A 12,497-nucleotide genomic window follows, 5' to 3' on the forward strand; every position below is an offset into this window, starting at 1 on the left:
GGCAGCTCGCCGATATTGACTGTTTAGGCACCAGAGCAGACCAGCCAGCGCGGATCTTGAGCTCTAAAGCCTGAAAATGGGCTATCAATTAAGTCTTGAGCAATCAAAATTCCCACTGAAGTTAGCAGTCAGTAGCGACAACAACAAAACCAGACAGTCGTTTAATCGCCCTTGACCGAAGCCGACTTGCACAGACTCGGTCCGGGCGTTAAAAATTTTCTCGACAGGGATCGCTGAGAAAATTTTCCGCAAAGCGGATTACAACAAAAACTATAACCTGCGGACTTAGCGCCAGGGAGAGAATCGTGATGTTTCCTTATCGCCATGATTTCCAGATCGTCGGAGACGACTTTTACCGTTCCCATCCAACGCCTTGGCCACGCCGTTTACGGCGCCGGACCTTATTTTTGCTGGTACTTCTGCCCTTGCTACTGATTACCGAAACCTATGTCTTTCTCCAGCCGGCGGTTTTTGAAAGCCAAGCCTTGGTATTGACGACTGCGGCAACCGATATTGATCAAACGCATGCAGAGGCGGATCTGGAGCATGTCAACATTCAAAAGCAGGTCTTGCTGGGGCAACCGGTATTGGAAAAAACCGCCGAGACGCTAAAACAGCAGGATGGTATCGAGCATCCCAATATCAACCAGCTAAAAGAGCTGTTCCAGGTAAAACCGGTTGCGGACACCAATCTAGTGCAATTGGCAGCTGAAGGCAGTCATCCGCAATTCCTGCAAATGGCCTTAAATACCTGGATCAAAACCTACCAGCAAATTCGCGCGGAGTACATTGCCGAAATCACCGATAAAGCCAGTACCTCGATCAAATCGGAATTGACTCGCCTGGAACAACAAGTGCGCGACAAACGCCAGGACATTGAATCGTTCCGCTTGCAGCATGACATCCTCTCCCTGGAGAGCACCGATAACGAGGCCCACGCCCGCTTACAAGGTTTAAATAATTCCTTGAACGCCGCCTTGGAAGAAGAAGCGAAAGCCAAGGCCAAGCTGGACGCCATTCATGCCGCCGTCGCGGAAGGCAAAGCCGTGGTGCCGGAAGCCGATTCGCAAAGTCTGGCGGCGTTAACCCAGCAAGCCGAACGCCTGCGCGAACGCCTGGAAGCGCAAAGAAGCCAATACACCGACGAATACATCGAATTTCACCCCAGCTTGCGCAATTTAAAAACCCAATTGGCCGAGCTGGATGAAAAAATTGCCAGCAAAGAACAAGCCGGCTCGAACTATGCCACGCAAGAGGCCGAAAACGCCTACGGTGCAGCGCACCGCACCGTATTGACCCTTCAAAAGCAAATGGCCGAGCATAAACAAAAAGCCGCCGAATACACCAATCAATTCGCCAAACACAAAGCCATGCAGGAAGAACTGGTTAAGTTGGAGGAATTATTGCAACAAACCAAACAACGTCTAGTGGAAATCGACGTCAAACAACGGCAAAGCAATCCGCAACTGGACGTCGTGGATTGGGCCTCGCTGCCCGATAAGCCGGTGAAACCCGATTACGGCCGGGACGCCGGCATCGCTGGCGCGACCAGCCTGGCAATCGCGTTACTGGTGGTCTGGCTTAACGATTATTTGAACAAGGAGCCGACGCTGACCACGATAAATTCCGTCACCGAATTTCAAATCTACCAGCAAAGCGAACCCAAGTTGGAGAACAATGCCGACAACCTCACGGTCGGGACGGAACGGCGTAACAGGCTGCGCCGCGCGGACGATCTGAAGCAATTACCGGACGAAACCACCGATTCATAGCTGCGGCTCGGCAACAATGCTAAAATCCGCCGCTCGATCAACTTCATTCAAACAGGAAACCCATGAGCCAAATTACCGTTGAACATAACCCCAGCGAAGAACGTTTAAAAGAGCTGGGCGTATCGAGCTGGCCGATCTGGGAAAAAGAAATTTCCAAATTCACCATCGATTTCGACGAAACCGAAACCGCTTATGTGTTGGAAGGCGAAATCATCGTCACTCCAGTGGGCGGAGAGCCGGTGCGGATTTTACCTGGCGACCTGGTGATGTTTCATGAAGGCCTGGACAGCCATTGGGAAGTGGTCAAGCCTTTGCGCAAACACTACCATTACGATTGATCGTCACGACAGCGGCAGACAATCCGAAAAAGGCATCTTCAAGATGCCTTTTTTAGTTGTGCCGCTAGACTCGACTGGCCGGCATGACGCCGGCTCCCACTTATTGTTATTCGCATGGCTATGAACCAGGATCAGGATTTTTCCGCATTAAAGCCGAGGTCGCGCTGGCGCTGGGCGACTATTCTCCTATTAACGGTCGCGGCGGGCGGCTATTATTTGCACCATGCCGGCCAGCATCCGCGGGAAAACCAGGATGCGCACGCCAATCCCAACGAAAACATTCCCATCAGCGTCGCAGTCGCCTCAAGCTGGCAAGGCGATTTGCCGATTTACCTAAACGGCTTGGGCACCGTCACCCCACTGCACACCGTGACAGTGCGCTCGCGCGTCGATGGCGAACTGATCCGGGTGGCGTTTACCGAGGGCCAAGCGGTTAAACAAGGCGAACTGCTCGCCGAAATCGATCCCCGACCTTATCAAGTGGCCGTGCAACAAGCCGAAGGCCAATTGCTGCGCGACGAAGCGCTGCTAAAAAACGCCGAAATCGACCAAGCCCGCTATCAAACCTTGCTGGAGCAAGACTCCATCGCCGCCCAGCAAACCGCCACCCAAGCCGCGCTGGTCAAGCAATATCGCGGCAGCGTCGAAATCGACCGCGCCCAACTCGACAATGCCAAACTGCAACTGAGTTATTCCCGCATCACCGCGCCGGTATCCGGCCGAATCGGTTTGCGGCTGGTGGATCAAGGCAACATGGTCCGCGCCAGCGACGTCAGTGGCCTGGCGGTCATCACCCAAATTCAGCCGATCTCGGTGGTGTTCACGCTGCCGGAAGATGTAATACCCGAGGTGATGCGGCGCTGGCGTTCCGGCGAGACGCTGGTCATTGACGCCTACGACCGGGCCGGCCGGCAAAAACTGGCCAGCGGCAAGCTGCTGGCGGTGGACAATCAGATCGACGCCAGCACCGGCACACTGAAATTAAAAGCCCAATTCGATAACGAGGACCGCACCCTGTTCGCCAACCAGTTCGTCAATATCAAAATGCGTCTGGACACCTTGCGTGCCGCCACCTTAGTCCCTAGCTCCGCCATTCAGCACGGGGCCAATGGCGCATTCGTGTACGTGGTGAAGGACGACAACACCATCAGCGTAAAGCGGATAAAAGCCGGACCGGCTGACGGCGAAACGGTCGCGATTCCGGAAGGTCTGGGCGTGAACGAAAAACTGGTGATCGATGGCGCCGACAAACTGCGCGAAGGCAGCCAAGTCAAGGTAATCGATAAAACCCAACCAGCCGCCTCCGGCAAGACCGCCAACTAAACATGGCCGCCGCGCAAAACCCGCTTCCCGGTTTCAACCCATCGCGACACTTTATCCTGCGTCCGGTCGCCACCTCCTTGCTGATGCTGGCCCTGCTGCTGGCCGGGGTTTTGACTTACCGCTTATTGCCGATCTCGGCATTGCCGCAAGTCGATTACCCGACGATTCTGGTCACCACGCTCTATCCCGGCGCCAGCCCGGAAGTCACAACCTCGGCGATTACCGCGCCGCTGGAACGCCAGTTCGGGCAGATGCCCGGCCTGCGGCAGATGTCCTCGACCAGTTCCGGCGGCGCGTCCGTGGTGACGCTGCAATTCGATCTGGCATTGGATCTGGACATTGCCGAACAAACCGTGCAAGCCGCCATCAACGCCGCCAACAATTTCCTGCCCAAAGACCTGCCGCTGCCGCCGATTTACAACAAGGTCAACCCGGCTGACACACCGATTTTGACCTTAGCGATCACCTCATCCAGCCTGGCCTTGCCTAAAGTCCAGGATTTGGTCGACACCCGCTTGGCGCAGAAAATCGCCCAATTGCCCGGCGTCGGCTTGGTCAGCATCAGCGGCGGCCAACGGCCGGCAGTCAGAATCCAGGCCAACCACCAAGCGCTGGCCGCCTATGGCCTGAGCCTGGAAGACCTGCGCAACGCCATCGCAGCCGCCAATGTCAACCAACCCAAAGGCATGTTCGACGGCCCGCAGCGCTCGGCCATCATCGACAACAACGACCAACTGCGCTCGGCGGCTGAGTACCGCGACTTGGTGGTGGCCTATCGCAACGGCGCGCCGGTGCGGCTATCCGCGGTCGCCGACGCGGTCGACGCCGCCGAAAACGTCAAACTGGCGGCCTGGGCCAACGACAAAGCCGCCGTCATCGTCAATATCCAACGCCAACCCGGCGCCAATGTCATTGAAGTGGTGGATCGCATCAATAAGTTGCTGCCGCAACTGCGGGCGACCTTGCCGGCCGCGGTCGAAGTGCTGCCCTTGACCGACCGCACCGTCACTATCCGCGCCTCGGTACACGATGTGCAATTCGAGTTGCTGCTGGCCGTGGCACTGGTGGTGATGGTGATTTTTCTGTTTCTGCGCAATCTACCGGCCACCTTGATCCCGGCGGTCGCGGTGCCGCTGTCCTTGGTCGGCACCTTTGGGGTGATGCACCTGGCCGGCTTTAGTATCAATAATCTGACCTTGATGGCGCTGACCATCGCCAGCGGCTTTGTGGTGGACGACGCCATCGTCGTCATCGAAAACATCTCCCGCTACCGCGAACGCGGCGAGTCGCCCTTGCAAGCAGCCTTGAAAGGCTCGGAACAAATCGGCTTTACCATCATCTCCTTGACCATCTCGCTGGTGGCAGTGCTGATTCCGCTGCTGTTCATGGGCGACGTGGTGGGCCGACTGTTTCGCGAATTTGCCATCACCTTGGCGGTGGCGATTCTGATCTCGGCGGTGGTGTCGCTGACCTTGACACCTATGATGTGCGCTAGGCTGCTAAGGGCCAGCACAGCCGGCCATGACTCACACGCCGGCTTGCTCGACAAAGTCATCGCCGCTTACGGCCGCAGCCTGGAATGGGTGCTTAAGCGCCAAGGCCTGACGCTACTGGTGGCTATCGCCACGCTGGCGTTGACCGTGTTGTTATACGCAGCCATGCCCAAAGGCCTGTTCCCAATCCAGGACACCGGCTTGATTCAAGGCATTACCGAGGCACCGCCCAGCATTTCCTTCGCGGCAATGGCCGAACGCCAGCAAGCCATGGCTCAACAGATCCTGGCCGATCCGGCCGTGGCCAGCCTGTCGTCGTTTATAGGCGTGGACGGCAGTAACCCGACCCTGAACAGCGGCCGCTTTTTAATCAACCTGAAACCGCAAGCCCAACGCGACAACGCCAGTAAAGTGATCGAACGCTTACGGCCACGCCTGGCCGAGGTGCCGGGTATCTCGGTCTATCTGCAACCGGTGCAGGACATGACCTTGGAAAACCGGGTCAGCCGCACTCAATTTCAATTTACCTTGCAGACCGTGGATTTAACGGAATTAAACCGCTGGACCCAACGTCTGGTCGAGCGGATGCGCGCCCTGCCCGCTATCGCCGATGCCGCCAGCGACGTGCAGGACCAAGGCCTGCAAGCCTATATCGAAATCGACCGCGCCAGCGCCAGCCGGCTAGGCGTCAGCACCGCCGACATCGATAACGCCTTATACAACGCCTACGGCCAGCGCTTGGTGTCGACCATTTTCACCCAGTCCAATCAGTACCGGGTGGTGTTGGAAGTAGACCCCAAGCAGCAGAGCGGCCCGGAAGGCTTGCAAGAACTGCGGATTCCTTCCAGCAATGGCAGCCAGGTGCCGCTGTCGGCCCTGGCCAGCATTTCCGAACGGCAGACCGCGCTGGCTATCAACCATCTGGATCAGTTTCCCTCCGCGACCATTTCCTTCAACCTGCCCGCCGGCGCCGCCTTGGGCGACGCCATTGAAGCCATCGAGCAGGCCAAGCAGGACATCGGTTTACCTTTAGCGGTGCAAAGCGATTATCAGGGCGCGGCCTTGGCGTTTAACGCCTCGCTCAGCGGCACGCTGTGGTTGATCCTGGCCACCATCGTTACGGTGTATATCGTGCTCGGCGTGCTGTACGAGAGCTATATTCATCCCATCACCATTCTGTCCACGTTGCCCTCGGCCGGGGTCGGCGCGCTGCTGGCCTTGCAGTTGTCCGGCAACGATTTGGGCATCATCGCGGTAATCGGCATCGTGCTGCTGATCGGCATCGTCAAAAAGAACGCGATCATGATGATAGACTTTGCACTGGAAGCCGAGCGCAAGCAAGGCCTGCCGCCGCGCGAAGCGATTTTCCAGGCCTGCCTGCTGCGCTTTAGGCCGATTCTGATGACCACGCTGGCGGCTTTGCTGGGCGCCCTGCCCTTGATGCTGGGCAGCGGCGTTGGCTCGGAATTACGTCATCCCTTGGGCATCAGCATGGTCGGCGGTTTATTGCTCAGCCAATTACTGACCTTGTACACCACACCGGTGATTTACTTGAGCCTGGACCGACTGGCTCGCCGGTTGCGCGGCGCGGCCGAATCGCCTTTAGCCGACAACGGCGACCGCCGGCCATGAACATCTCGGCGCTGTTCATCTACCGCCCGGTTGCGACCACGCTGTTGACGCTGGGCGTGGCACTGGCCGGCATCATCGCCTTCCTGCAACTGCCGGTCGCACCCTTGCCGCAAGTGGATTTCCCGACCATTTCGGTGTCCGCCAACCTACCGGGCGCTAGTCCGGAAACCATGGCCGCCACCGTCGCGACGCCGCTGGAACGGGCGTTGGGCCGTATCGCCGGCATCAGCGAAATGACTTCGGCCAGTTCCCTAGGCTCGACTCGGATTACCTTGCAGTTTGATTTAAATCGCGACATCGACGGCGCGGCCCGCGACGTGCAAGCGGCGATCAATGCCGCCAGCAGTTTACTGCCCAGCAATCTGCCCAATCGGCCCAACTACCGCAAGGTCAACCCGGCCGATTCGCCGATTCTGATTCTGGCGCTCACCTCCACCACCCTTAGCCGCGGCCAAATGTACGACGCGGCCTCGACGATATTGGCGCAAAAAATCAGCCAGTTACCCGGCATAGGCCAGGTCAGTATCGGCGGCAGTTCCCTGCCAGCAGTGCGGGTGGAGTTGAATCCCACGGCATTGGCGCAATACGGCATCGGCCTGGATCAAGTCGCAAAAGCCATCACGGCCAGCAATGCCAATCGTCCCAAAGGCTCCCTTGAACACGGCGAGCGGCATTGGCAAATTCACGCCAACGATCAAGCCGAACACGCCGCTGATTACCTGCCGCTGATCGTCGCTTACCGCAACGGTGCGCCGGTACGCATCGCCGATCTAGGGACGGCAGTGGATTCGGTGGAAGATTTGCGCAGTACCGGCCTGAAAAACGGCCAACCGGCGGTGTTATTGATCGTTAATAAACAACCCGGCGCCAATATCATCGACACGGTCGAACACGTCAAAGCCATGCTGCCGCAATTGCGCGCGCTGACGCCAGCGACCATGGAATTATCGATTGTCTCGGACCGTTCGCAAACCATCCGCGCCTCGGTCGATGAAGTCGAACGCAGTTTGTTGATCGCGGTGGTGTTGGTAATCCTGGTGGTATTACTGTTTCTACGCCGGCTGCGCTCCACGCTGATCCCGGTCGTCGCGGTACCGGTATCGCTGATCGGTGCTTGCGCGGTGATGTATTTATGCGATTACAGCCTGGACAATCTGTCCTTGATGGCTTTGACCATCGCCACCGGCTTTGTCGTGGATGACGCGATCGTGGTCTTGGAAAACACCAGCCGGCATATCGAAAATGGCGTGCCGCCGTTCCAGGCCGCGCTGCGCGGCGCCGGCGAAGTGGGGTTTACCGTGCTGGCGATGAGTTTGTCGCTGATCGCCGTCTTCACGCCGATACTCTTGATGGGCGGCATCGTCGGCCGGCTGTTTCGGGAGTTTGCCGTGACGTTATCGGCGGCGGTACTGGTGTCGTTGGTGGTGTCCTTGACCGTGACGCCGATGCTGTGCGCCCGCTGGCTGGAACCGGAAGCACAACACCAGCCCAACCGGCTGTCGGCCTGGATCGAACGCCAGTTCCAGCGCCTGCATGACGGCTACCGCCGCAGTTTGAGCTGGGCTCTGCACCATCCCAAATTGATGCTGGCGGCGCTGCTGGCTTGCATCGGTTTGAATGTTTACTTGTATATCATCGTGCCGAAAGGTTTTTTCCCGGTGCAGGACAACGGCCGGCTCAGCGGCACCATTCAGGCCGATCAAAGCATCTCCTTCCAGGCCATGCAGAGCAAACTGCACGATTTTGTCGATATTTTGCGGCAAGATTCAGCCGTTTCTGCGGTGGTTGGCTTCGCCGGCGGCATGCAAAACACCAATTCCGGCCTGATGTTTGCTGTGCTGAAACCGCCCGAGCAGCGTGATGCACCAATGGGCGAGATCAGCCGCCGATTGCGGGAAAAGCTGGCCGACGAACCTGGGGCCAGCCTGTTTTTACAGCCGGTGCAGGATTTACGCATCGGCGGCCGCGGCTCGGCGGCAATGTACGAATTTGCCTTGCAAGCCGAGGATTTAAATCTTCTGCGCGAATGGACACCCAAAATCGTCGCGGCGCTGCGCAAGCGGCCGGAACTGACCGACGTCAACACCAATCAGCAAGACAAGGGCCAACAAATATCGCTGGTAGTGGACCGAGATAAGGCGTCCGGTCTAGGCGTCAGCCAGGCGGCCATCGATACCGCGTTGAATAATGCGTTTGGCCAACGCCAGGTCTCGGTGATTTACAAACCGCTAAACCAATACCGGGTGGTGCTGGAACTGGCGCCGGAATACTGGCAAAACCCGCGCACGCTGCAACAGCTTTACGTCAGCAACAACACCGGCACCCAAATTCCGCTGGCCACGCTGGCCAGCTTCCAGACCAGCAATGCGCCGCTGACCGTCAATCATCAAGGCCAGTTTGCCGCCGCCACCATATCCTTTAACTTGCTGCCCGGCACCTCGCTGTCGACAGCCACCCAATTCATCGAACAAACCCTGCACGATCTCGGCACGCCGGTGGCGGTGCGCGGCAGTTTTCAGGGCTCGGCCAGGGCTTTTCAGGAATCGCTACGCAACCAGCCCTGGCTGATCGCGGCGGCGCTGCTGAGTATTTACATCGTGCTCGGCATGCTCTATGAAAGCTATATCCATCCGCTGACGATCTTGTCCACCCTGCCCTCGGCCGGGGTCGGCGCCTTGCTGGCCTTGCTGGCTTGCGATACCGAGTTCAGCATCATCGCCTTGATCGGCGTGATTTTGCTGATCGGCATTGTGAAGAAGAACGCGATCATGATGATCGATTTTGCCTTGGACGCCGAACGCCACAAAGGGTTGAGCGCCGAGGAAGCCATCTTCCAAGCCTGTTTATTGCGCTTTAGGCCGATCATGATGACTACGTTGGCGGCGATGCTGGGTGCGTTGCCGTTGGCTTTGGGTTCGGGTTACGGCGCGGAGTTGCGCCAGCCCTTGGGAATTTCCATTGTCGGCGGTTTGATTTTCAGTCAATTGCTGACCTTGTACACCACGCCGGTGGTGTATCTGTATCTGGATGGTGTCAGTGCCTGGGGCCGCCGCTTGTTTAGCTGGAACTAATCGCCGGCAGTTCTGCGCCACGCTTGGCAGCGTCAGCCTGCAACAAGCTTAAAAATTCGTCGCTAGGCACGGGGCGGCTGAATAAATAGCCTTGAAATAAGCCACAGTGATGTTGTTTCAATAGTTCTAGTTGCGCTGCGGTTTCCACGCCCTCGGCGATAGTTTCCATACCCAAGCCGTCGGCAAGTGCCAGAATCGCGCGGACGATAGCAGCGCTACTGTCGTCGCTTTCCAGCTGCCGGACAAACGATTGATCGATCTTCAGCACATCCAGCGGCAATTCTTTTAGGTAGGACAACGAGGAGAAACCGGTCCCGAAATCGTCCATGGACAGCGTCAGTCCCAGCGCTTTCAAATGATGCATGCGTTCGATGCAAGCCTTGATGTTGCCTATAGCCACCGATTCGGTGAGTTCCAGTTCTATGAAACTTGGGTCGGTGCCGGTTTTGCTCAACACCGCCGCGATTTTCTCGACCAATTCCGGGTGCTTAAAATCGACCGCGGAAAGATTGACAGAAATCCGCAAGGGCCCCAGGCCTTGGGCATGGCAAGCGTTTACCCACAAACAGGTTTGCTCCAAGACCCAATCGCTGATCTCCACGATTAAACTGGTCTGTTCGGCCAACGGAATGAATTTAGCCGGCGAAATCATGCCCAGCTCGGTGTGCCGCCAGCGGATCAAGGCTTCGGCGCCGACGATGCGGCCATCCCAATCGACCTTGGGTTGATAAAACACCAATAGCTCGTCTCTGCTGATCGCACCGCGTAGTTCTTGTTCCAGCTTGATATTTTCCAATGCCGCCGCATTCAGCTCCGGCGAATAAAACCGGAAATTGGCGCGCCCCTCGCTCTTGGCGTGGTACATGGCGGCATCGGCGTTCTTCAGTAAATCCGGCACGTTGTCGGCATCGTCGGGAAACAGTGCAATCCCGATACTGGTCGTCACGGTCATGGGCAATCCGGCCACCGTCACGGGTTGCTTCAGCGCAGCCAGAACTTTCTCGGCAACCGCGCTGACGAAGGCCGCCGGGTTATGCTGAGTATGCAATTCACCGATCACGATGACGAACTCGTCGCCGCCCAGTCTGACAACCAGATCGGTCGCTCTAACGCAATTGAGAAAAATCCGCGCCGCTTGCCGCAGCAATTCGTCGCCGGCCGCGTGTCCCAGGGAGTCGTTGACGTTTTTGAAGCGATCCAAGTCCATAAAAAACACGGCCAGCTGCGCGTCATCGCGCCGGGCCCGCGCAATTTCCTGCCCCAGCCTGTCATGCAGTACCAAGCGATTGGGCAAGCCAGTTAAGGAATCGTAATGCGCATGCTGGTATAGCTTCTCTTCCCAGGCGGCATTGGACAACGCGACGGCGATGCGGTCGCCGAAGTTGATGGCCGCATTGCGCGATTCCGGCGGAATCTGTTTCGGCGCTTGATAACCCAAGCAAATAAGCGAAGCCAGTGCACCGTTGACATGAACGGGAACGACCAAATAGCGCCATGCGCCGGACACGCCGAGCACCTGCAAATACTCGGACATCCGCTCGTCATTGTTAGCAATCTCCAGGGCGCCATTGTGCATGGTGCGCAAATCCGCTACATCCTGTTGGCTCAGAATCACCGGTTCGGCTAATTTTTCGGCATCGTGCCCGCTGCGCCGAACCCGAATCTCGTCGGCGATACCGGTATCGGGATTGACCGCGGCGATGGAAATCAAATCGCAAAACAATATGCTGGGCAAGCGATTCAACGCCGTGTCGATAATGTCTTCGGCATTTAAGGCGGAGAGAATATGACGGTCGATTTCCGCCATGGTGGCGAGAATATCGAACTGGCTGCGCAGGCGGCGCGTCATTTCGTTGAACGAATCCGCCAACTCTTCAAATTCGTCATGGCTATCAATATCTACTCGACATTCCAGATTGCCGTCGGCAACCCGTTGCGTGCCTATTTTTAAGCGTTCGAGCGGCGTTAAATATTTAGCAATCAACCTGCTGCTCAAATACACGACAATCAGCGCGGCCAGCAGAATCACCGGTGGGTAAATCGCGCTAAATTGCCGAATTGCCGCAAACGCCAACGATTCAGGCAGGCTTTGCACGATAATCAGGTCCGGACCGAAAAATAGCGTGGCCACCGGCAGCTTCCAATACGCGCCGAGATAGGCTTCGCCGTCCCTTTGCCACGAGAAGCGGCCGCTATTGGCTTGCGCGACTTGCGCCCTAAGCTCCCGAGACGGATCGAAATCTTGCTCCAGCGCGAACAATATCTGTAGCGAGTCGGCAGCCATCACCCACAACAGATTGTTGGGATCGATAGTTTCGGAATTCCATAACAAGTCGGGTTTCAATTCGGCCATCAGGATACCGGCTTTCGGTGAGTTTTCGACCAGATTGATAGCCATCCACAAGCGATTGTCTTCAAGCCGCTGGCCACTCACCGGTTTAATCAACGTTTTCCCGATCTCAATCTGCGCTTGCTCTTCCGGCGTCAGCGTCGGTATTGCCTTGTTGTTTTGGGATAACGTGGCGGGTTGACCATCGGCACGTAGCAACGCCAACCCGGTGAATTGGCCTTGCAACCATTGTTCGCCGGCCAGCGCCACAGGTTTATCGTCCTTGTTGGACTTATGAATTTTCAAGGCCGCCAGCCGCAGAGAATTTTCGGCAAACAACAAGCGGCTGACCAGTCCGTAGGCGTACTCTTTACAGCCTCTCTGCAATGCCTTGGCAGTCTGTGCTTGCAACTGCTGCTTCACTTGCTGGAATGACAGGACGCCCAATATAGCGATTGGGATCAACGCGGCCAACACAAAAGAAAACAGAATGCGGCGGGCAACCTTGCTATGGCTAAAAGACAGCTTGCGCTCCATTG

General features: G+C 57.1%; 6 protein-coding genes. 5 read left to right on the forward strand and 1 reads right to left on the reverse strand.

Annotated elements, in window-relative coordinates; translation table 11 throughout:
- The first annotated feature begins 305 nt into the window (after positions 1 to 305).
- The 5 genes from JL719_RS20015 (at position 306) to JL719_RS20035 (ending at position 9,629) form a co-directional block, all read left to right on the forward strand.
- Positions 306 to 1,772: a GumC family protein gene (locus JL719_RS20015; protein WP_129871440.1), complete on the forward strand. Its 1,467-nt coding sequence runs from the start codon at positions 306 to 308 to the stop codon at positions 1,770 to 1,772.
- A gap of 62 nt (positions 1,773 to 1,834) precedes the next feature.
- A complete protein-coding gene (locus JL719_RS20020) occupies positions 1,835 to 2,110 on the forward strand; it encodes a cupin domain-containing protein (RefSeq protein WP_033159054.1) in 276 nt (91 codons plus the stop codon).
- A 114-nt stretch (positions 2,111 to 2,224) separates the two neighbouring features.
- Positions 2,225 to 3,433, forward strand: coding sequence for an MdtA/MuxA family multidrug efflux RND transporter periplasmic adaptor subunit (locus tag JL719_RS20025; RefSeq protein WP_373276515.1), 1,209 nt, complete (start codon positions 2,225 to 2,227; stop codon positions 3,431 to 3,433).
- Positions 3,434 to 3,435: 2 nt separating this feature from the next.
- On the forward strand, positions 3,436 to 6,558 hold the full coding sequence (locus tag JL719_RS20030) for an MdtB/MuxB family multidrug efflux RND transporter permease subunit (RefSeq protein WP_033159056.1): 3,123 nt from the start codon (positions 3,436 to 3,438) through the stop codon (positions 6,556 to 6,558).
- On the forward strand, positions 6,555 to 9,629 hold the full coding sequence (locus JL719_RS20035; RefSeq protein WP_033159057.1) for a multidrug efflux RND transporter permease subunit: 3,075 nt from the start codon (positions 6,555 to 6,557) through the stop codon (positions 9,627 to 9,629). The genes JL719_RS20030 and JL719_RS20035 overlap by 4 nt, the downstream gene beginning before the upstream one ends.
- Here the strand turns inward: JL719_RS20035 and JL719_RS20040 are convergent.
- The gene (locus JL719_RS20040; protein WP_051670452.1) at positions 9,616 to 12,495 is read right to left on the reverse strand and encodes an EAL domain-containing protein; all 2,880 of its coding nucleotides are present in this window, start codon (positions 12,493 to 12,495) and stop codon (positions 9,616 to 9,618) included. The two genes, JL719_RS20035 and JL719_RS20040, sit on opposite strands and share 14 nt — an antisense overlap.
- Positions 12,496 to 12,497 lie beyond the last annotated feature (2 nt).

Origin of the sequence: Methylomonas sp. LW13 (assembly GCF_016865255.1) — a bacterium.
GTDB lineage: Bacteria > Pseudomonadota > Gammaproteobacteria > Methylococcales > Methylomonadaceae > Methylomonas.